General features: G+C 59.5%; 19 protein-coding genes. 18 read left to right on the plus strand and 1 reads right to left on the minus strand.

What is annotated here, in order from left to right; genetic code table 11:
• Entirely contained in the window at nucleotides 1-687 is a 687-nt protein-coding gene (locus tag AB1N67_RS07165) for a class I SAM-dependent methyltransferase (protein WP_324723535.1), read from the minus strand.
• Between the two features lie 683 nt (nucleotides 688-1,370).
• Between AB1N67_RS07165 and AB1N67_RS07170 the strand changes: the two genes are divergently transcribed.
• From AB1N67_RS07170 to AB1N67_RS07255, 18 genes are all read left to right on the plus strand, one after another.
• Nucleotides 1,371-5,804, plus strand: coding sequence for a glycosyltransferase (locus AB1N67_RS07170; RefSeq protein ID WP_324723534.1), 4,434 nt, complete (start codon nucleotides 1,371-1,373; stop codon nucleotides 5,802-5,804).
• A gap of 240 nt (nucleotides 5,805-6,044) precedes the next feature.
• Nucleotides 6,045-6,980 (plus strand): ketoacyl-ACP synthase III, encoded by a 936-nt coding sequence (locus AB1N67_RS07175; RefSeq protein ID WP_148921521.1) that lies wholly within the window; start codon nucleotides 6,045-6,047, stop codon nucleotides 6,978-6,980.
• Nucleotides 6,981-7,187: 207 nt separating this feature from the next.
• Entirely contained in the window at nucleotides 7,188-7,856 is a 669-nt protein-coding gene (locus AB1N67_RS07180; RefSeq protein ID WP_043210983.1) for a class I SAM-dependent methyltransferase, read from the plus strand.
• 345 nt (nucleotides 7,857-8,201) lie between these two features.
• Nucleotides 8,202-9,053: a flagellin domain-containing protein gene (locus AB1N67_RS07185; protein ID WP_043210886.1), complete on the plus strand. Its 852-nt coding sequence runs from the start codon at nucleotides 8,202-8,204 to the stop codon at nucleotides 9,051-9,053.
• A 69-nt stretch (nucleotides 9,054-9,122) separates the two neighbouring features.
• Nucleotides 9,123-9,479, plus strand: a complete 357-nt coding sequence (locus AB1N67_RS07190; RefSeq protein ID WP_043210883.1) for a flagellar protein FlaG — start codon at nucleotides 9,123-9,125, stop codon at nucleotides 9,477-9,479.
• A gap of 76 nt (nucleotides 9,480-9,555) precedes the next feature.
• The gene (gene fliD / locus AB1N67_RS07195) at nucleotides 9,556-10,977 is read left to right on the plus strand and encodes a flagellar filament capping protein FliD (RefSeq protein WP_043210881.1); all 1,422 of its coding nucleotides are present in this window, start codon (nucleotides 9,556-9,558) and stop codon (nucleotides 10,975-10,977) included.
• 136 nt (nucleotides 10,978-11,113) lie between these two features.
• The gene (gene fliS / locus AB1N67_RS07200) at nucleotides 11,114-11,509 is read left to right on the plus strand and encodes a flagellar export chaperone FliS (protein ID WP_043210879.1); all 396 of its coding nucleotides are present in this window, start codon (nucleotides 11,114-11,116) and stop codon (nucleotides 11,507-11,509) included.
• Nucleotides 11,510-11,525: 16 nt separating this feature from the next.
• Nucleotides 11,526-11,822 carry a flagellar protein FliT gene (locus AB1N67_RS07205; RefSeq protein WP_043210877.1) on the plus strand — a complete coding sequence of 99 codons (297 nt, stop codon included), beginning with the start codon at nucleotides 11,526-11,528 and terminating at the stop codon, nucleotides 11,820-11,822.
• Between the two features lie 168 nt (nucleotides 11,823-11,990).
• The gene (gene fleQ / locus AB1N67_RS07210; RefSeq protein ID WP_070571546.1) at nucleotides 11,991-13,466 is read left to right on the plus strand and encodes a transcriptional regulator FleQ; all 1,476 of its coding nucleotides are present in this window, start codon (nucleotides 11,991-11,993) and stop codon (nucleotides 13,464-13,466) included.
• A gap of 184 nt (nucleotides 13,467-13,650) precedes the next feature.
• A complete protein-coding gene (locus tag AB1N67_RS07215) occupies nucleotides 13,651-14,868 on the plus strand; it encodes a PAS domain-containing sensor histidine kinase (protein ID WP_043210980.1) in 1,218 nt (405 codons plus the stop codon).
• Nucleotides 14,868-16,229: a sigma-54 dependent transcriptional regulator gene (locus AB1N67_RS07220; RefSeq protein ID WP_090345482.1), complete on the plus strand. Its 1,362-nt coding sequence runs from the start codon at nucleotides 14,868-14,870 to the stop codon at nucleotides 16,227-16,229. The genes AB1N67_RS07215 and AB1N67_RS07220 overlap by 1 nt, the downstream gene beginning before the upstream one ends.
• Before the next feature lie 105 nt (nucleotides 16,230-16,334).
• Nucleotides 16,335-16,667, plus strand: a complete 333-nt coding sequence (gene fliE, locus AB1N67_RS07225) for a flagellar hook-basal body complex protein FliE (protein WP_043212757.1) — start codon at nucleotides 16,335-16,337, stop codon at nucleotides 16,665-16,667.
• Nucleotides 16,668-16,681: 14 nt separating this feature from the next.
• On the plus strand, nucleotides 16,682-18,460 hold the full coding sequence (fliF, locus tag AB1N67_RS07230; protein WP_070571548.1) for a flagellar basal-body MS-ring/collar protein FliF: 1,779 nt from the start codon (nucleotides 16,682-16,684) through the stop codon (nucleotides 18,458-18,460).
• Complete coding sequence (gene fliG, locus AB1N67_RS07235; RefSeq protein ID WP_043212764.1) at nucleotides 18,453-19,472, plus strand: flagellar motor switch protein FliG; 1,020 nt, start codon at nucleotides 18,453-18,455, stop codon at nucleotides 19,470-19,472. Before fliF ends, fliG begins: the two co-directional genes overlap by 8 nt.
• Nucleotides 19,473-19,562: 90 nt before the next feature.
• A complete protein-coding gene (gene fliH / locus AB1N67_RS07240; protein ID WP_043212766.1) occupies nucleotides 19,563-20,339 on the plus strand; it encodes a flagellar assembly protein FliH in 777 nt (258 codons plus the stop codon).
• Nucleotides 20,329-21,687, plus strand: a complete 1,359-nt coding sequence (fliI, locus tag AB1N67_RS07245; RefSeq protein WP_070571550.1) for a flagellar protein export ATPase FliI — start codon at nucleotides 20,329-20,331, stop codon at nucleotides 21,685-21,687. The genes fliH and fliI overlap by 11 nt, the downstream gene beginning before the upstream one ends.
• A gap of 6 nt (nucleotides 21,688-21,693) precedes the next feature.
• Nucleotides 21,694-22,146, plus strand: coding sequence for a flagellar export protein FliJ (fliJ, locus tag AB1N67_RS07250; protein WP_043212772.1), 453 nt, complete (start codon nucleotides 21,694-21,696; stop codon nucleotides 22,144-22,146).
• A gap of 97 nt (nucleotides 22,147-22,243) precedes the next feature.
• Nucleotides 22,244-22,549 carry an STAS domain-containing protein gene (locus AB1N67_RS07255; RefSeq protein ID WP_043212774.1) on the plus strand — a complete coding sequence of 102 codons (306 nt, stop codon included), beginning with the start codon at nucleotides 22,244-22,246 and terminating at the stop codon, nucleotides 22,547-22,549.
• Nucleotides 22,550-22,553: the final 4 nt, after the last annotated feature.

Here is a 22,553-nt window from a genome sequence, read left to right on the forward strand (position 1 = left end):
TCATGCCCTGTCACGAGCCAGTAGTACATCATACCGATAGTGCCCAGCATAAAATTCACGGGGCATCCGTTGAATTGAGCATCGCCAGCCACAATCTTCAGCTAAGGCCTCGAACTCGGAAGGGCTTCGCCATATGCCAATCAAAGAGTCAGCCATCTTCAGCTCGTGATCATGAGACTTGCCATCTGTATAGAACGCTTCATGCAGCTCCAAATCCGGGAGGTTGCCGATAAAAACACGATCTACGTTGACGAATTCTCGGTTCAAACGAGTCAGAACTTGGCGCGCAGTAAGCTCGGGGAAGTAGGAGAAACTGCCATAGCACAATACTTTGGTAAATCGCTGAGGACAGGGCTCGGATACAATATATTCCCCAACATCCTTAAGTACGAATTGGCGATTTGGTTGTTCAAAGTAACGCTTGGCCACGTCTATTAGGATCTCGGATATGTCCACGCCCAAGAAACTGTGACAATCGTCGAAGAAGTACTGTGATAGCGCACCGTTACCACATGCCAAATCCAATAATTGGTCATCCGGAGCGAGCTGCAATGTGTCGCGGATGGTCGAGACAATCATGGAGATTTGTTCGTCCGAGACAGGCTCGCCATTAACTGTGCGCTTGATTTGGCGCCAGAAATCGCCAGGTGCCATATTGGATGGAAACTTCTTATAAATAGAATCCATTGTGTTCCCTTATAGTTTATGTCCTGGCAATGGCCACCGATCGCTAAAATCGGCGCGGTCCGGATCACACTGGACGCTTAGACGGGTATGTTGGTCATGACGAAAGCATTCGCTTGTAGCTTCAGCATGGCCTTCTGACGCTACCGCATTGCTCGGCGCCAGAAGGCCCTCGGCCTGCGCCAGCATATGGCTGCCGCGTCGGACCGAGAGCTGGATGGCGACGGGTGACGCGATGTCGGGTTTCGCTGTAATCAAGTGAGCCTCGCCTGATTCGCCGAGATGTCAGAAGTCATTAGCCGATGGCTGGTTTTTTGACACTTCAAGCATGATTACGAGGCTCGAGCAAAAAACCGGCCAGAAAACCTAGGGGTCGAGGTTTTCTGGCCGGTTTTTTGCTGCTGGAAAGGAAGAGTGACGCGCAGGCGGCGGTTTATCGAACAGCACCGGACCTTTTTTGGCGGCTGCCATCAACGGCATGATCTTGATGATGCCCCTGCACGTTATTCCAAGACAAATTCGTATTGAATTCATGGGAAGCCACTTTGGACCTGCTCATTCGCGATGAAATCGCTTACTCGGTGAATGATCATGGGTTTGCGGCCTTTCTAGCCTAACGCCAACGTTTTACACGAACGCGGCTGCACAGTTTCTCGGCAGTCGCGTTCTGATTGGGAGCGCAGCACGTGAGTCTCACCCCGCTGGTTACGATTGCTATTCCGTCTTACAAGCCACGGCATTTCGAGGCCGCCTTGCTCAGTGCGATGGCGCAGAGCTATGAGCGCCTGGAAATCTTGATCAGTGATGATTGTCCTAGCGATGCAGTCCAGCAGATTCTGCGGCGGCATGTGTCTCGAGGTCGTCATGAAATCCGGGTGATTCGCAACCGCCCAGGGTTGGGCGGGTTGATGAACTACACCCAGTGCGTGGTCGAGGCCCGTGGCGAGTTCGTCAAGATTTTGAATGACGACGACATTTTGATGGTTGACTGTATTGAGCGCATGGTCGATGTATTCCAAACCAACCCCGACATCAGCCTAGTCACCAGTCGACGTGTATTGATCGATACCCTTGGGGTGCCGACTGCGGATATCCTCGCCACCTGCAGCCCTTTTGCCGAAGATGCCGTGATTCAAGGGGCGGATCTAGCGGCTTACCTGGTCGACGAGCCGATCAACTTCATTGGCGAGCCCAGTACGGTCCTGTTCCGCCGTGAGCATCTGGCCGACATCAAACCCCACATTGCCTGTCTCAATGGCCATACGGTCCGTGCCATCAACGACCTTGCCATGTATGTCAATATTCTGCGACATGGCCACCTGGCGTATTTGTGCGAGCCTCTGTCCTGCTTCCGCCGGCATGACGAGCAGCGCCAACAGCAGTCCGATATACAAGATCTGTATCGCCAGTACATACACGTATTCACCTCGCAAATCCGTGAAATGGGGTTGTACCATCCGCAACCGAACGGTCAGGTGCGTTATCGCCCTTTGGGGGGGAGTCCGGACGAGTGGCAATTATTCCCGCTTCGCCAGCGGTTCAGGGAGGAGGGCGCACGGCTTGCGTATGAGCAGCAGCACGCGCTCATGACTCAGGCGGTTACGAAAGCGGCGGGAGGCGCCCGCATTCACCAGATCTTCTATTCCCCGGAGACCCGCGCCATGCTGGAGCCGGGCTTCACGCCGCTTGATAACTGTGGTCAGCGGCCTGACTGGGCGGAATATTGGCCAATTCGCAATCTATTGTTGAATAAGGATCTGGACGAGAACGCGTTCTATGGGGTGCTTTCCCCTCGCTTCAAACAAAAAACTGGCCTCGACTCAGGGCAGGTGCTCGAGTTTGTAAAATCGGCACCAGACGATGTCGATGTGTTGCTGTTTCCGATGTTTTTCGACGAACTCGCATTCTATGAAAACACGTTCATTCAAGGGTTTGCGTGCCACCCCAACATTTGGCCCGCATTTGTGGAGATGGCGCGCCAGTTGAGCCCAGGCGTAAATCTTGAAACCTTGGTCATGGATGCCCGTCGTTCGCAGTTCTGCAACTTCTTTATTGCCAAACCGCGCTTTTGGCGGCACTGGTTCAGTAAAGCGGAAACGATCTTCCATGCTGCGGAACAGGCCCGCTCGGGAGTGCGCCCAACACCCTACGGCGCTGCGCTGAACGAAGCCACCCTGCACCGTGGTGAGAAGGGTTACGAGTGCAAGGTTTTCGTGATGGAGCGATTGGTGTCCTTGATACTGGCCACTGAATCGCAGTGGCGGGTACTGGCCTACGATCCTCTGAAACTGGCAGCGCTTAACAGGCCTGTCGACAATGACTACCTTCGGCTCAATGAATTGAAAGCCCGCCTGTGCGAAAAGGACAGCGATGAAATTCGCGCGGCATACGAGGTGCTGAGAGAGAAAGTTTTCCGTACGGTCTGCGCTGAAAAAATTGCGGAGCTTGGAGGGAATGTCCGGCCTATCGCGGAGCAGATCAAAGCCGCGTTGCGCAATGTTCAGTTGTTGCCGACTTCAACGAGTGTTTCTCAATGGCTCGCGAAACGAATCCCCAGCGAGGCACAGCAACGTTTGATTGCCGAGCGCCTTTCGACCCAGGCGGCGCCTACCTTCGGGGTTTTGGTGTTGGACTGTGAGGGGCGTGCCGACCGGCTGATGTCAACGCTGCAAAGCTTAAGCCAAGAGTGCAACCTCTATTCCGGCCTCAATGTCGTTGCGTTGACACCGTATGTGTTGCCTGGGGCGAGCGTCTCTCAAAATGCGCTGCGCTACGTGCGTATCGAGGGGACAAATCCATTGCCGGGAATTGAGCAGGCGGTGCGCGAAGGTGGTTTCGACTGGTTCATGCTGGTGGAGGCGGGGACCGTATTCACTGCCAGTGGTCTGCTGATCGCCGCACTTGATTTGCTCGGCGCGCAGGGCTTGCGTGCGGTTTATGGAGATGAGGTCGTTGGTTCGCAGGGTAAGCCTCAGGAACCGGTACTACGCCCGGATTTGAACCTGGACATGTTGCTCAGCTTGCCCAGTACGATGGCCAGCCACTGGTTATTTAATCGTGAGGCCTGGTTGTCGTTAGGGGGGTTCCGCAGTGAGGCAGGGCGAGCGTTCGAATTGGATTTCATTCTGCGCATGATCGAAGACAAAGGCTTTGAGGGTTTGGGGCACATCAGTGAGCCCTTGTTGATTCGAGCGCCCACGGTCCTGCGTGATTGCGAGGATGAGCGTCATGCTATTCATCGCCATCTGCAAGCCCGCGGATTCAAGGATGCGACTGTCGAAAGCCGTCTGCCGGGCCACTATGAGCTCGACTATGGCGTAGCTGATGGTGCGCTTGTGAGTATTCTGGTGTCGACTCAGGGCGGGTTGGCCCGGGCTCATCGCTGCATGGAAACCATTCTGGAGAAGACGGCTTATCGTGCCTACGAGGTGTTGTTGCTGGACCAGTGCGACGATGACCCGGCCCTTCAAGCCTGGTTGGAAGGTCTTGAGCAATTGGGCTCGGAGTCTCTGCGCGTGGTGCGGTTCCCTGCCCAGTGGTCGCAAGCGCAAGTGCGCAACCAGGCCGCGCGGCAAGCGCGTGGCGAGTTGCTGCTCTGGTTGGATTCAGGCGTTGCGGTGCTGGAGCCCGACTGGTTGCTGCAACTTGTTAACCATGCTTGCCGCCAGGAAGTCGGTGCGGTGGGCGCCAAGCTGCTTGCGGGTGATTGCACCGTACGTCAGGGCGGTTTGGTCTTGGGACTCAATGGAACGGTCGGACAGGTCTTCACGGGCCAACCCATGGGGGCTGCAGGCTACCTGCACCGTCTGCTGGTTGACCAGAACCATGCTGCGATAAGTGGCAAGTGCCTGATGACAAAGGCCTCGGTGTTCCTTGACGCAGGAGGCTTCGATGAAAGCCCGGAGCTGGCACCATGGACCGATGTCGACCTGTGCCTGCGCCTGCACAGTGCGGGTTACCTCAATGTATGGACCCCGAGGGCCTCGCTGCTGATCAACGAAGCTTCCGAACCAGCTGTCACTGCTGAGCAAGCCGATGCCCTGTATGCCCGCTGGCTGCCGTTGCTGGCGCGTGATCCGTCATACAACCCTAACCTTTCGTTGGGCGCTGGCGATGAGTTCAGCTTCGGCCAAAGCGAGCTGAGTTGGCGACCGCTATCGTCGTGGCAGCCCGTCCCAACGGTACTAGCCTATGCAGCGGATCAGCAGGGAAGTGAGCAGTATCGGATTATCCAGCCGTTGGAGCAGCTCAACAGCGAAGGGCTGATCGATGGCACGTTGATCCATACGCAATTGTCGCTGACTGAGCTGGAGCGTTTTGCGCCGGACAGCATCGTGTTGCAGCCTCAAATCAATGAGGTGCAACTCGAGCGGATGCGCCGTATGCAGGCATTCTCTCGAGCGTTCAAGGTGTACGACATGGATGAGCGTCTCCTGAGTTTGTCGCAGGGTAATGACGGTCGGTCGGCATTGGCCTATTCAGATCGCCTCGTGGTTTCTACCGAAGCACTGGCAGAGACATTAACGGGGTTGCACCATAACATCCGAGTGGTGCACAACCGGCTTGATCCTCGCTTGTGGGCTGATCTTGCGAGTCGTCGCCGCCGTTCTGCCAGACCGCGGGTTGGTTGGGTTGGAGGTCGCGGCCATGACAGTGACCCACAATTGATGATCGAGATCGTCAAGTCGCTGAGCGGCGAGGTGGAATGGGTTTACTTCGGCATGTGTCCGGATGTATTGCGACCCTACATTAATGAGTGTCACGCGATCGTCGCGATCGATGACTATGCGACTACGCTTGCGCGACTTGACCTCGACTTGGCTCTGGCGCCCAGGGAACAGACCCTGGTCAATGAATGCAAGAGCAATCTGCGGTTGTTGGAGTATGGGGCCTGCGGTTTTCCGGTGGTTTGCAGCGACTTGGCATGCTATGGGGGCGATCTGCCTGTTACCAGGGTACGAAATAACTTCGAGGATTGGCTGGGAGCGATTCGCATGCACCTGAGCGATTTGGATGCTACTGCTCGTATGGGTGATGAATTGCGGGCACGCGTGAAGCGCGACTGGATGCTTGGTGGTGAACACCTGCAGCGCTGGCGCGAGGCTTGGCTGCCGGGCTGATGTGGCCCGCGAAGTCACTGCGATGAGGCTTTGCAGCATGGTCCGTGCCCTTTCCTTGGAAATGGCTACGGGCCATTGTTGCAAGTGAGGGCGCGTATTTGTCGCAACAGTGACTTGGCAGTCGAAACGTGCATCTCTAATCTATTGAGTTAGCGGGCAGCCACATCGGTGTGACGTGCAAGGCGTGTGGCTTCGGCCCCTGTGCCCGCGATTTTTCGCCATTTCCATCGGGAAGCCACAATGATTGGCATCAAAAGCATCGCCAGTTACGTACCTGTCGAAGGCGTTGACAACTACGCCCAAGGTGCGAAATTCGGTAAGGATCAAGATTTTATCTTCGGTAAGATCGGCTCGACTTTTTTGCCGCGAAAGGAGGCCGGCCAGGAAACCTCCGACCTGTGCGTCGAAGCGGCCAAGGCGTTGTTCGCGATTAATCCCTCGTTGGACCCGGCTTCCATCGACGCAGTAATCGTTGTAACCCAGAACGGTGATGCCGAAGGCCTGCCCCACACGGCCGCTATCGTCCAACACAAGTTAGGCTTGTCGACGCATGTCGCGGCTTTCGATGTTTCGTTGGGGTGCTCGGGCTATGTATACGGGTTGTACGCGATGAAGGGCTTCATGGAGGCCGCAGGCCTGAAAAACGGCCTACTGATCACCGCCGACCCCTATTCGAAGATCGTCGATCCAGAGGATCGCAACACCACGATGTTGTTTGGCGATGCCGCCACGGCCACGTGGATGGGGGAGGACGCCGAATGGCAGTTGGGAAGGTCGCTGTTTGGAAGTGATGGAGCGGGCGCCGAACACCTGCGTACCACCGGCGGCAAGTTCTTCATGAATGGCCGGCAGGTTTACAACTTTGCTTTGGTCAAAGTGCCTGCACACTTGAAGCAGTTGCTTGAGGCAAGTCAGTTGCACGCCGATGATATCGACCTGTACTGCCTGCACCAAGGAAGCGCGGCGATCGTGGATGCTGTCTCCTTGCGTTTCGAGGAGGGCGAGTACCGGGCGAAGTTCGTCAAGGACATGGTCGAAACAGGTAATACGGTGTCGTCTAGCATTCCGTTGCTGCTGGAGAAGCACGTGCTCGGCTCACGGTGCAGGCGGGTTGCCCTTAGTGGCTTTGGTGTGGGGCTGTCCTGGGGATCAGCGATAATCGAGCGTCGTGACTAAGCATTTTCGCATTGTAGTAAAGAGCGCCGCCATTTTCTGGGCGGCGTTTTAATTTCTATCGTTGATCGCGATGTGGCACGAGGCTATTACAGCTTGAGGGGCCGTATGTCCTCTCTATACAGTATTGTGTTGTGCAGCTTCATGCATTGATCTGCTTGCCCGCCAGGGCAGGTGCCAGTCGGCCTCCAAATTATGAGCAGGGTTGAGATGACTACGCTTCAGGAAATTAAGGAATTCATCAGTTCGCCCGAACTGAACCAGAGCATGGCTCAAGTGTGGGAGCTGATAGGTCACCACTTTGAGCAGGCCCAAGCAACTCTGCCGCCAGAAAGCGCCATGCAGCGCCGCGAGCTTTCCTTCCATGATCAGGTTCGCCTTCTGGGTTATTTAGCCCTGATGCTCGAGGACGTGCCTGGAGATGTGGTCGAGATTGGTGTCTGGAAAGGCAAATCCTTGGTGCTGATGAATGAAGTCTTCAATCGCTCGCGTCGTATTATCGGAATCGACCCGTTCGAGCTGCCCAATCAGTTCCAGGAGTTTTCTCACTACAAGGATTTGTTGCTACCGAATGCCTGCATTTTGAGAGGCTACTCGGAGTTATGCGCGGAGCGTTTTCATGCACTGTCGCCCCGCGTAGCTCTGCTACATATCGATGGTGGGCACGCTGGTCGCAATGTGCTGTTGGATTTCCTGCTGTACGCACCGAGCGTGGTTCCTGGCGGGTTTGTCGTATTCGATGACTATCGTGATTTTCGTAGCTCTCCTGAAGTCGGTCCGGCGGTCGATTTGCTCAGGGCAGGCGGCTATTTCAAAGGGTTCAACATACTCGGCTCGATACCGGGCTATGAGAATAGCTACGTGCTGCAACGCCTCTGAGTGCAATGGTATTTGAGCTACTCGATCTGAAGGGCAGCCCTTGATGCTGCATGGGTAGGGCCAAGGTCCTGCTCAATGCAAGGGGGGCGTCAGTCTTGTTCGGAGCTTGGCAGAGGGTAAACCGTCTTCTGGCTGACGGATGGAGGCGCGAAGGTGATGCTTCGCGCCCGTATATTGACGTCAAGTTATTGATTTCATTGGGCTGGCAGGGTGCCAGCAATTTTTTCGAAAAAAAGCTAAAGCAACGAGCCCTGACGACGATAACTATTACGAAGGTTCTCTGTGCCACCCCCGGGCGAATGCCAAGGCCGGAAGCCGTAGTACCCAACCAACGAGGAATTCGTCATGGCTTTGACTGTAAATACCAACACTACCTCCCTGGGCGTTCAGAAGAACCTGAATCGTGCTTCCGACGCGCTGGCCACCTCGATGAGCCGTCTGTCCTCCGGCCTGAAAATCAACAGCGCCAAAGACGACGCTGCTGGCCTGCAGATCGCGACCAAAATGACCTCGCAGATCCGCGGTCAGACCATGGCTATCAAGAACGCCAACGACGGTATCTCCATCGCCCAGACCGCTGAAGGCGCGATGCAAGAGCAGACCAACATCCTGCAGCGTATGCGTGAACTGGCCCTGCAGTCGCGTAACGACTCCAACAGCTCCACCAACCGTGACGCACTGAACGGCGAGTTCCAGAAGATGCTGGAAGAAATCGACCGTATCGCCAACAGCACCCAGCTGAACGGCAAGAACCTGCTGGACGGTACCGGTGGCTCGATGGTCTTCCAGGTTGGCTCCGAAGCTAACAGCAACAACCAGATCACCATTACCCTGAGCTCTTCCATGAGCACCACTGGTGGCCTGTCGGCTCTGGCTGGCAAGACCATCGCTGGTGCAGATAGCTCGACTGCCGAAACCAACTTCGCTTCCGCCATGTCGGCTATCGATAGCGCTCTGCAGACCATTGGTACCACCCGTGCCGATCTGGGTGCCGCTCAGAACCGTCTGACCAGCACCATCAACAACCTGCAGAACATCAACGAGAACGCCGAAGCTGCTCGTGGCCGCGTACAGGACACCGACTTCGCTGCTGAAACTGCCCAGCTGACCAAGCAGCAGACCCTGCAGCAAGCGTCGACTTCGGTTCTGGCTCAGGCCAACCAGCTGCCGTCGGCAGTTCTGAAGCTGCTGGGCTAATCTGCCTGACAGTTGTCGGCGGGGGGGTGCATAGGCGCTTCCCCGCCTTTTCATTGTGAGGTGGTTAAGATGGACATGAGCGTCAAGCTGAACCTGTCCTATCAGGCTACGCACCAAGCCGAGCAGGTTTCCGAAAAACAGGTGGTTCGGTCGACAGACGTATTCGATGGCGTTAAAAAGGACGACCCGGTCAAAGTGCAGGGCGTTGACGATGTGAAAAGTGCCGTCGCGGAAATCGAAAAGTTCTTGAAAGAAACCCGACGTAACCTGGAATTCTCTACTGACGAGGAATCGGGCAAAATCGTGGTCAAGGTCATTGCCAGCGACAGTGGTGAGCTGATCCGTCAGATTCCCTCGGAAGAGGCCCTGCGAATCGCCCATAGTCTGAGCGATGTCAAAAGTGTTCTGTTCGACGCCAAGGTTTGACCGGCGGCGAGCAAATGATGTGAATCATGTTGGTCCTGCGGAGTAGGATTGACGCGTTGATGAGAGGGACAACAGCATGGCAAGCCCAATTACATCCAGCGTAGGTTTGGGTTCTGGTCTCGATATTGGAGCGATGGTCAAGGCGCTAGTGGGCGCTGATACTGCCGCCAAGCAAGCGCAGATCGCCCGGCAGACTAGCAACAACAGCGCGATGATCTCGGGTATTGGCTCGCTGCGCAGTGCGCTCACGGCGTTCCAGGACGCCATGAAGAAGCTCAATGACAGCAATGCTCCCTCCTTCAACGCCTACTCTGCCAAATCGGCGAACGAGTCGGTGGTCAAGATTGCGTCGAGCAATAACGCGGTGGCCGGTAGTTACGATATCGTAGTGAATCAGCTTGCGACTGGCTCGAAGGTTGCCAGTGCGCGGCAGGCGGGCGGTGCCAGTACGCCGATCACAGCCGGTCAGATGGTCATAAGTCAGGGTAATAGCAAGACCTACAATCTCGACATCGCCAGCGGGGCCACGTTGCAAAGCGTTCGTGATCAGATCAACAAAGAGCTGGGCGCGAGCGGCATTACCGCCAACATCATCAACGAGACCGGTGGTTCCAGGTTGGTACTGAGCTCTACCACCACCGGCGCGAACACCGATATTTCCGTTTCCGGTATTCCCGAGCTCGTTATCGATGGCAGCACACAAATGTCGGGCGCCGGTGCAGGCTTCATCTCAGCCAAGGCGCAGGATGCGGAGCTGACCATCGACGGTTTGAGCGTGAAGAGCGCGTCGAACAAAGTTGAAGGGGTTGTCAGCGGTCTGACCTTGGAGCTTACGGGTGTCAGTGCTAAGGATGGCGCTGGTAATTCCACGCCAACCAAGCTGACGGTCGCGGCCGATAACGATGGTTTGAAGAAGTCGGTCCAGAGCTTTGTCGATGCCTATAACACCTTGCAAAAGGCGATTTCCGACCTGACGTCGCCGACCAAGAATTCCGATGGCACGGTAAAGTCGCTTGGTCCGCTAACCAACGACCCAACCACGCGCTCCTTGCTTGCGGATATGCGTAAGGTATTAGCCGAAGTGGGGGCGGGCGACAAGCTCACCACCTTGGGTCAATTGGGGGTCAACACCCAGAGAGATGGTACGCTCGAGTTCAATAGCGTCAAATTCACCGCTGCAATGGATGAAAAGAAGCTCGGTCCGGAAGTGCAGGAGCTGTTCACTGGTACCAATGGCATTTTCGAGCGGATGAACAAGGCAATCGACCCATACAACGCTACGGACGGTAGCTTGGCAACTCGAAAATCTAACCTCGACCAGGCTGCCAAGAATCTCAGCGACCAGCAGGCTGCATTGGATCGTCGTACTGAGTCCTTGACCGAGTCCCTGACCAAGAAATTCGTCGCCCTGGACACCGCCCTGGGCAAGATGAAAGCCCAGGCCGACCAGATCACCTCGATCTTCGAAGCGATCAACGCCCAGGCCAAGAAGTCCTGATCCTTTCAGGCGGACACTAAAAAGCCCGGCGGCGTCTACAGGATGCCCCGGGCTTCTGGCTTTATAGCTAAAGTTCTTTGACGCCGCGACGATACACAGGTATACGCAACCTTTTTCGCTGCAACGAGGTAGATCCATGAACCCGATGTTGGCCCTCCGGCAATACCAGAAAGTCAATGGTGTGGCGCAGACCTCCGTGGCCAGTCCGCACCGTCTGGTACAAATGCTCATGCAGGGTGGTCTCGATCGTCTTGCCCAGGCCAAGGGCGCCATGGCGCGCAACGACGTCCCTCAGCGCGGCATTCTGATCGGCAAGGCCATCGACATCATCGGCGGGTTGCGCGAAGGTTTGGACCTTGAAAACCATGCCGACAGCCTCACCGATCTGGACAACCTGTACAGCTACATGAGCCGTCGCCTGGTCGAAGCCAACGTCAAGAACGATCCGGCGATCATTGATGAGGTGGCGCGTCTGCTCATCACGGTCAAGGAAGGCTGGGACGCGATCGGCGATCAGCAGCCGGCAGACTGATTCGGGAGAGGTTGCAATGAGCGAGGTGATCGAGCGTATCGAGCAGACCCGTGAGGCGCTGCTGGCGGCATTGGATAGTCGTGATTGGGATGCGATCGGCGAGCTCGACTTGGAGTGCCGAATTTGCGTCGACGACGTGCTGGCTGAGGCCTCGCTCAACGAAGATGCGGTAAAGGGCAGCCTAGAGCAGTTGCTTGGCGTTTATCGGCAACTTATTGATATTGCAAGTGGCGAACGTCAATCGATAGTCGACGAGATGACGCAGATTCGTCAGGCGAAAAATGCCGCAAAGGTATACCATCTCTTCAGTTGACGCTGGAGGGGTGCAAAAAATCGCGCGCCATTAATTTGACTGTGTGCGTTTTTTTGACTTAACTAGTGACTGTTTTCGCAAAATCAGACGTCCGAGCACTGATCATTCAGTCGGAATGATGTCGAGCACGCCTGCGGGCGTCGAAATGACTAGGGAAGTTGCTAACGCATGTGGCGTGAAACCAAGATCCTCCTGATCGATGACGACAGCGAACGCCGCCGCGATCTGGCGGTGGTCCTGAATTTTCTAGGCGAAGAAAACCTCTCCTGCTCCAGCCATGATTGGCAGCAGGCGGTTGCTTCTTTGTCGTCGAGTCGCGATGTGCTGTGCGTACTGATCGGGACCGTGAATGCTCCGGCGGGTGTCCTTGGGCTGCTTAAGACAGTGGCTGCATGGGATGAGTTCCTTCCGGTTCTGCTTTTAGGTGAAATTTCTTCTGCGGACTTCCCGGAAGACCTACGCCGTCGCGTTCTGTTCAATCTCGAAATGCCGCCGAGCTACAGCCAGTTGCTCGACTCGCTGCACCGTGCCCAGGTCTACCGCGAAATGTACGACCAGGCCCGCGAGCGCGGCCGCCAGCGCGAACCCAATCTGTTCCGCAGCCTGGTCGGCACCAGCCGTGCCATCCAGCATGTGCGCCAGATGATGCAGCAAGTGGCCGATACCGATGCCAGCGTGCTGATTCTCGGTGAGTCCGGCACTGGCAAGGAGGTGGTGGCGCGCAACCTGCACTACCACTCCAAACGCCGCGAAGCGCCGTTCGTGCCGGTCAACTGCGGGGCGATTCCGGCCGAGTTGCTCGAGAGCGAGTTGTTCGGGCATGAGAAGGGCGCCTTCACCGGGGCCATCACCAGCCGCGCCGGGCGTTTCGAGCTGGCCAACGGCGGGACCTTGTTCCTCGACGAGATCGGCGACATGCCGCTGCCGATGCAGGTCAAGCTGCTGCGCGTGCTGCAAGAGCGCACCTTCGAGCGGGTCGGTAGCAACAAGACCCAGAGCATTGACGTACGCATCATTGCCGCGACCCACAAGAACCTCGAGACCATGATCGAGGAAGGGACCTTCCGCGAAGACCTGTACTACCGCTTGAATGTCTTCCCCATTGAAATGGCGCCGCTGCGTGAGCGAGTCGAGGATATTCCGCTGTTGATGAACGAGCTGATCTCGCGCATGGAGCACGAGAAGCGCGGCTCGATCCGTTTCAACTCAGCATCGATCATGTCCCTGTGCCGTCACGGTTGGCCGGGGAACGTCCGTGAGCTGGCCAATCTGGTCGAGCGCATGGCAATCATGCATCCATACGGGGTGATCGGGGTTTCCGAGTTGCCGAAGAAATTCCGTTACGTCGATGACGAAGACGAGCAGATGGTCGACAGCCTGCGCAGCGATCTGGAAGAACGCGCGGCGATCAACGGTCACGCGCCAAGCTTCTCCGGCAGCGCCATGCTCCCGCCAGAAGGGTTGGACCTGAAGGATTATCTGGGCAACCTCGAGCAGGGCCTGATCCAGCAGGCATTGGACGACGCCAACGGTATCGTCGCGCGAGCCGCCGAGCGCTTGCGTATCCGCCGCACCACGCTGGTGGAAAAGATGCGCAAGTACGGCATGAGCCGTCGAGAAGGTGACGATCAGGCAGAAGGTTGACGCCTTCTGCTTTTCTACAAGCGGGGCTGCTTTGCAGCCTTCGCGCCGGCAAGCCCTCTGCAGCCGGGTGGTGCAACGCCGCCTTGCGATGAAGGTCGCGGCATTTCCTTATACCCGGCACGGCTATTGCTACATCGCTGGCAACACACCGTTTTTATGACGGTCAGCCACGCGAGAGAGCATGATGCCCCAGGTCGCCCACATCTCCCGAACCCCCGACGCGCACGGCCGCACCTCGGTCGAGCAGGAAAGCCGTCAGGGCCTGGAGCAGGCGTTCGCCCTGTTCAATCAGGTTTCTGATCAGCTCAGTGAGTCCTACAGCCTGCTCGAAGCTCGGGTCAGCCAGCTCAAGGGTGAACTGGCCGTGGTCAGTGCTCAGCGCATGGCCGAGCTGGATGAAAAAGAGCGCCTGGCCAATCGTTTGCAGAACCTGCTCGACCTGCTGCCCGGCGGGGTGATCGTCATCGACGATCAGGGGTATGTGCGCGAGGCCAACCCGGCGGCATGCGAGTTGCTGGGCGAGCCATTGGTCGGTGAGCTCTGGCGCCAAGTGATCGCCCGCAGCTTCGCCCCGCGCAAGGATGACGGCCATGAAATCTCGTTGCGTGACGGTCGGCGGCTGTCCATCGCCACGCGCTCGCTCGATGCCGAGCCCGGGCAACTGGTGCTGCTCAACGACCTGACCGAAACCCGCCGCCTGCAAGATCAACTGGCCCGCCATGAGCGGTTGTCGTCGCTGGGGCGCATGGTCGCTTCACTCGCCCATCAGATCCGCACGCCATTGTCGGCGGCGATGCTCTATGCCGGCCATTTGGCCGACGCAGAAAAAGAATTGCCCAAAGAAACCCGCCAGCGCTTCGCCGGCAGCCTCAAGGAGCGCCTGCACGAGCTGGAGCATCAGGTCCGTGACATGCTGGTGTTCGCTCGCGGCGAGCTGCCGCTGGGCGACCGCATGAGCCCCAAGGCTTTGTTCCAGGCGTTGCAGCAGGCAGCCCAAACCCATGTCCAAGGCCATAGCGTGCGCTGGCAATGCGACAGCCATCTCGGTGAGCTGCTGTGCAATCGCGACACCTTGGTGGGCGCCTTGCTCAATCTGATCGAAAACGCCTTGCAAGCCAGCACCGGGCCGGCGCGCCTGAAGGTGCACCTGTACCGGCGCGATCAGGCCCTGCACTTGTGCATCAGCGATGCCGGCTGTGGCATCGAGGCCGAGCTGCTGGCGCGCTTGGGCGAGCCCTTCCTGACTACCAAGTCCACCGGCACCGGCTTGGGGTTGGCGGTGGTCAAGGCTGTCGTGCGGGCGCACCAGGGTAGTCTGCGGCTGCGCTCGAAGGTCGGCCGAGGAACGTGTGTGGACGTGGTGCTGCCGTTGATCGGCGGGCCGGCGATGGGGGAGGCGTGATGACGATCAAGGTGTTGCTGGTCGAGGACGATCGTGTCCTGCGCCAGGCCTTGGGCGATACCCTGGAAATCGGCGGTTTCGCCTACCGTGCGGTGGGCAGTGGCGAGGAGGCGCTCGAGGCAGTGGCTGGCGAGTCCTTCAGCCTGGTGGTCAGCGATGTGAACATGCCGGGCATGGATGGGCACCAGTTGCTGGCTCAGCTGCGTACCCAGCATCCTCAATTGCCGGTGTTGCTGATGACTGCCCACGCCGCGGTGGAGCGTGCCGTGCAGGCCATGCGCCAGGGCGCTGTCGATTACCTGGTCAAGCCGTTCGAGCCCAAGGCGCTGCTGAGCCTGGTGGAGCGTCATGCCGCCGGGCGCGTGGGCGGTGCCGATGAAGAGGGGCCGGTCGCCTGTGAGCCGGCCAGTCGGCAATTGCTGGAGCTGGCCGCGCGCGTGGCGCGCAGTGACTCGACCGTGCTGATTTCCGGCGAGTCCGGGACCGGCAAGGAAGTGCTGGCGCGCTATATCCATCAGCAATCGCCGCGCGCGGCGCAGCCCTTCGTGGCGATCAATTGCGCAGCCATTCCCGACAACATGCTCGAAGCCACGTTGTTCGGCCATGAGAAAGGCGCCTTCACGGGGGCCATTGCCGCCCAGGCCGGCAAGTTCGAGCAGGCCGATGGCGGCACTTTGTTGCTCGACGAGATTTCCGAAATGCCCCTGGGCTTGCAGGCCAAGCTTCTGCGCGTGCTGCAGGAGCGTGAGGTGGAGCGGGTGGGTGGGCGCAAGCCGATCGCCCTGGACATCCGCGTGCTGGCGACCACCAACCGAGACTTGGCCGAGGAGGTCGCCGCCGGGCGCTTCCGTGAGGACCTCTACTATCGCCTGTCGGTGTTCCCGCTCGCCTGGCGCCCGCTGCGCGAGCGCAGCGCCGACATTCTGCCGCTGGCTGAGCGCCTGCTGGCGCGCCATGTGGCCAAGATGAAGCATGCCCCGGTGCGGTTGTCCGCCGAGGCGCGAGCCTGCCTGCAAGGGCATCCGTGGCCAGGTAATGTGCGCGAGCTGGACAACGCTTTGCAGCGCGCCTTGATCCTGCAGCAGGGTGGGGTGATCGAGGCGGCGGATTTCTGTCTGGCCGGTGCCATTGCCTTGTCGGTACCTGCGGTGGCCGTGAGCGAGGTACCTGCCGAATCCGGGGGGCTGGGCGATGACATGCGTCGCCATGAGTTCCAGATGATCATCGACACCCTGCGCGCCGAGCGTGGCCGCCGCAAGGAAGCCGCCGAGCGCTTGGGTATCAGTCCGCGGACACTGCGCTACAAGCTTGCGCAGATGCGTGATGCGGGGTTCGACGTCGAAGCCAGCCTGTACGGCTGAAACCAGTTTTAAAGGTCGCATGCAGGGCTGGCACTCTTGTTGCTAGTTCCAGCCCATTCGCTGCATGAGCGTCAAAAAAATGCGGCCGCCGGAGAGAAGAAGTCCATGACCCAAGGTGTTGAATTCAATCGTCTGATGCTGGATATGCGGGCCATGCAGGCCGAAGCCATGTCCCAGCCCAAGGTCGCTGCCGCGCCTGAACTGGCCCCTGGCCAGAGCAGCTTTGCCGACATGCTCGGCCAGGCCATCGGCAAGGTCAATGAGGTACAGCAGGCCTCGACCCAGCTGTCCAACGCCTTCGAGATCGGCAAGAGCGGTGTTGACCTGACTGACGTTATGATTGCTTCGCAAAAGGCTTCCGTGTCGTTCCAGGCCCTGACCCAGGTCCGTAACAAACTGGTCCAGGCGTACCAGGACATCATGCAGATGCCGGTTTGAGGACAGAGTGAGCCATGGCTGAAGCAGTCGTCGACAATCCCCCCGCCAAGAGTGGTCCGCCAGCGCCCAAGCCGCCGCTGTTCGGCATGTCGTTCCTGGAAAACATTTCGCAGATGCCCATGCTGCGTCAGGTCGGCCTGCTGGTCGGACTGGCCGCGAGCGTGGCGATCGGCTTCGCCGTGGTGCTTTGGTCGCAGCAACCGGACTACCGGCCGCTGTACGGCAGCCTGGCGGGCCTGGATGCCAAGCAGGTCATGGACACCCTGGCCTCCGCGGACATCGGCTACCGCGTGGAGCCCAACTCCGGCGCCTTGCTGGTCAAGGCCGACGATCTCTCCCGCGCGCGCCTTAAGCTGGCTGCTGCCGGTGTCGCGCCAAGCGATGGCAACATCGGCTTCGAGATTCTCGATAAAGAGCAGGGCCTGGGTACCAGCCAGTTCATGGAGGCCACCCGCTACCGTCGGGGCCTTGAAGGCGAACTGGCGCGTACCGTATCGAGCCTGAACAACGTCAAGGCCGCCCGTGTCCACCTGGCCATTCCCAAGAGCTCGGTGTTCGTGCGCGACGAGCGCAAGCCCAGCGCATCGGTACTGGTCGAGCTGTATCCGGGACGCGCCCTGGAGGCCGGCCAGGTCATGGCCATCGTCAACCTGGTGGCCACCAGCGTGCCGGAACTGGACAAGTCCCAGGTGACCGTGGTCGACCAGAAGGGCAACCTGCTCTCCGAGCAGTTGCAGGACACCGCCTTGACCATGGCCGGCAAGCAATTCGACTACAGCCGCCGCATGGAAGGCCTGTTGACCCAGCGTGTGCACAACATCCTGCAGCCGGTGCTGGGCAACGACCGCTACAAGGCCGAGGTATCGGCCGACGTCGACTTCAGCGCGGTCGAGTCCACCTCCGAGCAGTTCAACCCAGATCAGCCAGCGCTTCGCAGCGAGCAGTCGGTCAATGAGCAGCGCTCCAGCAGCCAGCCCCCGCAAGGCGTGCCCGGTGCCCTGAGCAACCAGCCGCCGGCCGGTGCCTCGGCGCCTGAAAATGCCACCGCCTCGGCGCCGCCTGCCGGTGCGATCCAGCCAGGCCAGCCACTGGTGGACGCCAATGGCCAACAGATCATGGACCCGGCCACTGGCCAGCCGATGTTGGCGCCTTACCCGGCTGACAAGCGTCAGCAGACCACCAAGAACTTCGAGCTCGATCGCTCCATCAGCCACACCCGTCAGCAGCAGGGCCGCCTGACGCGCCTGTCGGTGGCCGTGGTAGTGGACGACCAGGTCAAGGTCGACGCCGCCACCGGCGAAGCCACCCGTGCCCCATGGGGTGCCGAGGACCTGGCGCGCTTCACTCGCCTGGTGCAGGACGCAGTGGGCTTCGACGCCAGCCGTGGCGACAGCGTGACCGTGGTCAACGTGCCGTTCTCCGCTGACCGTGGCACGGAGCTGGAGGACATTCCGTTCTACTCGCAGCCTTGGTTCTGGGACATCGTCAAGCAGGTGCTGGGTGTCGTGTTCATCCTGGTGCTGGTATTCGGTGTGCTGCGTCCGGTGCTCAACAACATCACAGGTGGCGGCAAGCAGGCTGCCACCGACAGCGACATGGAGCTGGGCGGGATGATCGGTCTGGATGGCGAACTGGCCAACGACCGCGTCACCCTGGGTGGCCCGCAAAGCATTCTGTTGCCGAGCCCGAGCGAGGGCTATGAAGCACAGTTGAACGCAATCAAAGGCCTGGTGGCCGAAGACCCGGGTCGCGTGGCCCAGGTCGTGAAAGAGTGGATCAACGCCGATGAGTGACAACCGAGCCGTTACCGCCAAGCTGAGCCGCGTCGACAAGGCGGCGATCCTGCTGCTCTCCCTGGGCGAGACCGACGCCGCCCAGGTCCTGCGACACATGGGGCCCAAGGAAGTGCAGCGGGTCGGTGTGGCCATGGCGCAGATGGGCAACGTCCATCGCGAACAGGTCGAGCAGGTGATGAGCGAGTTCGTCGAAATCGTCGGCGACCAGACCAGCCTGGGCGTGGGCTCCGACGGCTATATCCGCAAGATGCTCAACCAGGCTTTGGGCGAGGACAAGGCCAACGGCCTGATCGACCGCATCCTGCTGGGTGGCAACACCAGTGGCCTGGACAGCCTCAAGTGGATGGAGCCGCGTGCCGTGGCCGATGTCATCCGCTACGAACACCCGCAGATCCAGGCCATCGTGGTGGCCTACCTGGACCCGGACCAAGCCGGTGAGGTGCTGAGTAACTTCGACCACAAGGTGCGCCTAGACATCATCCTGCGCGTCTCGTCGCTCAATACCGTGCAACCGGCGGCGCTCAAGGAGCTGAACCAGATCCTCGAGAAGCAGTTCTCCGGCAACTCCAATGCCGCGCGCACCACCCTGGGCGGCATCAAGCGCGCCGCGGACATCATGAACTTCCTCGACAGTTCGGTCGAAGGCCAGCTGATGGATGCGATCCGCGATATCGACGGCGACCTGTCCGAGCAGATCGAAGACTTGATGTTCGTCTTCAACAACCTGGCCGACGTCGACGATCGTGGCATCCAGGCGCTGCTGCGCGAGGTGTCCTCCGACGTGCTGGTCGTCTCGCTCAAGGGCGCTGACGAGAAGGTCAAGGACAAGATCTTCCGCAACATGTCCAAGCGCGCCTCGGAACTGCTGCGCGACGACCTGGAGGCCAAGGGGCCGGTGCGGGTCAGCGACGTGGAGACGGCGCAGAAGGAAATCCTCACCATCGCACGGCGTATGGCCGAGGCCGGCGAGATCGTGCTTGGCGGCAAAGGCGCCGAAGAAATGATTTAAGCCGCAAGTGGCACGCTTGGAGCGGCAAGAAAAGCGTATGGCCTTTTCTTGTCGCTGCAAGCGTGCAGCTCGTAGCCATGAGGTTTTGACATGTCCACCAATGAACACCTCAGCGATCTGATCCGCGCCCGCGATCTTGAGGGCGTCGATGTCTGGGCGTTGCCCAGCTTCGACCCGGAGCCAGAGCCGGAGCCTGAACCGGAACCTGAGATCGTCGAGGAAGAAATCGAGGAGGTGCCGCTGGAGGAAGTCCAGCCACTGACCCTCGAAGAGCTCGAAGCGATCCGTCAGGAGGCCTACAACGAAGGGTTCGCCACCGGTGAGCGCGAAGGTTTCCACAGTACCCAGCTGAAAGTGCGTCAGGAGGCCGAGGTGGCTTTGGCGGCCAAGCTGGCCAGCCTCGAACAACTGATGGGGCAACTGCTCGAACCTATCGCCGAACAGGACACCCAGATCGAGCGTGGCCTGGTGCAGTTGGTGGCGCACATGGCTCGTCAGGTGATCGGTCGTGAGCTGCGCAGCGATTCGAGCCAGATAACCCATGTGCTGCGCGAGGCGCTCAAGCTGCTGCCCATGGGCGCCGAGAATATCCGCATCCATCTGAACCCTCAGGATTTCGAGCTGGCCAAGGCCCTGCGCGAACGCCACGAAGAGCGTTGGAAGCTGCTCGAGGACGAGTCGCTGTTGCCTGGCGGTTGCCGGATCGAAACGCTGCACAGCCGCATCGATGCGACCATGGAAACGCGCCTGGAAAAGGCGCTGGCGCAATTGTTCGACCAATTGCACGACCAGTCCCTGCACCCGGCCGCGCCGGATCTTGCCCTTGAGCTGGAAACAAGCATCCCGGAGCATGGCGATGCGTCTTGAGCGCACCAGCTTCGGCAAGCGCCTGGGCGGTTATGCGGCGGCGGTTAAATTACCGGACCAACCGGTGGTGGAGGGGCGCTTGCTGCGCATGGTCGGCCTCACCCTGGAGGCCGAAGGCCTGCGCACCGCAGTCGGCAGTCGCTGTCTGGTGATCAACGACGACAGCTACCACCCGGTGCAGGTCGAGGCCGAGGTCATGGGCTTTTCCGGCGCCAAGGTCTTCCTCATGCCGGTGGGCAGTATCGCGGGTATCGCGCCCGGGGCGCGCGTCGTGCCCTTGGACGACAGCGGTCGGCTGCCCATGGGCATGAGCATGCTCGGGCGAGTGCTCGATGGTGCCGGGCGTGCCCTGGATGGCAAAGGTGGGATGAAAGCCGAAGACTGGGTGCCGATGGACGGCCCGATCATCAACCCGCTCAACCGCGACCCGATCAGCCAGCCGCTGGACGTGGGTATCCGCAGCATCAACGGGCTGCTCACGGTGGGGCGTGGGCAGCGTCTGGGCCTGTTCGCCGGTACCGGTGTGGGTAAATCGGTATTGCTGGGCATGATGACGCGCTTCACCGAGGCCGAGATCATCGTGGTCGGCCTGATCGGCGAGCGGGGCCGCGAGGTGAAGGAGTTCATCGAGCACATCCTCGGTGAGGAAGGGCTCAAGCGCTCGGTGGTGGTGGCCTCGCCTGCCGACGATGCGCCACTGATGCGCCTGCGCGCGGCGATGTACTGCACGCGAATTGCCGAATATTTCCGTGACAAAGGTAAGAACGTTCTGCTGCTGATGGATTCGCTGACCCGTTTCGCCCAGGCCCAGCGGGAAATCGCCCTGGCCATCGGCGAGCCGCCGGCGACCCGCGGCTATCCGCCTTCGGTGTTCGCCAAACTGCCCAAGCTGGTCGAGCGCGCGGGCAATGGCGAGCCAGGCGGTGGCTCGATCACTGCTTTCTACACGGTGCTGTCCGAAGGTGACGACCAGCAGGACCCTATCGCCGATGCGGCGCGCGGCGTGCTCGATGGCCACTTCGTGCTGTCTCGGCGGTTGGCCGAGGAAGGGCATTACCCGGCCATCGATATCGAAGCGTCCATCAGCCGGGTCATGCCCCAAGTTGTCGATCCGGATCACCTGCGCCAAGCCCAGCACTTCAAGCAGTTGTGGTCGCGCCTGTCTCAAAGCCGCGACCTGATCAGCGTCGGTGCCTATGTGCCAGGCGGAGACCCGGAGACCGACCAGGCCATTGCTCTGCAGTCGAGCCTGGTGGGCTTCTTGCGTCAGGGCCTTCAGGAAAACGTCGGCATGGCCCAGAGCCGCGAGCAGCTCGGCGCCATCTTCGCTTCGCCTGCAGGCGGCTGATAGGTCATGGCCTTGCCCAGTCGAGCCGCGCGCCTGGCGCCGGTGGTGGAGATGGCCGAGGAGGCCGAGCGCAAGGCCGCCCAGCGCCTTGGCCACTTCCAGCAGCAGTTGGCCCAGGCCCACGCCAAGCTGGCCGAGCTTGAGCGTTTTCGCGAAGACTATCAGTTGCAGTGGATCAACCGCGGCGGACAGGGGGTTAACGGCAACTGGCTGGTCAACTACCAACGCTTTCTCGGTCAGTTGGAAACGGCGATGACTCAGCAGCGCCAGAGCCTGGCCTGGCACCAGAACAACCTCAACAATGCCCGGGGCATCTGGCAGCAGGCCCATGCGCGGGTCGAGGGGTTGCGCAAGCTGGTGCAGCGATATCTCGACGAAGCCCGGCGGGCGGAAGACAAGCGTGAGCAAAAGCTGTTGGATGAATTATCCCAGCGTTTGCCGCGTCATCATCACCTGTAACCGTCTTGCTGGCGTCTGCGCCAATTTGCGATTGCCGGTAGCGCCTGCTAAACCTACTAGGATCGCATTCGCCATCATCATCGAAGGAATCGCTGGCATGGCTGTCGAATCCGATTTTTCACAGGACGAGAAAAAACTCACGATCACCGTCAAAGGGCGGTTTGACTTCGGCAGGCATCAAGAATTTCGCAATGCCTACGAACGACAACCCGTCCGCCCTGACTCAGTGGTCGTGGACCTCAAGGACGCCACTTACCTGGACAGCTCGGCATTGGGCATGCTGCTGTTGCTGCGCGACCATGAGGGCGGTGAAGACGCCTGCATCAGCGTGATCAACACCAGCCCTGACGTGCGCAAGATCCTCGCCATCTCCAATTTCGAAAAACTGTTCGATATCAGTTGAGCGT

It is taken from the genome of Pseudomonas guariconensis (genome assembly GCF_040822035.1).
GTDB lineage: Bacteria > Pseudomonadota > Gammaproteobacteria > Pseudomonadales > Pseudomonadaceae > Aquipseudomonas > Aquipseudomonas guariconensis.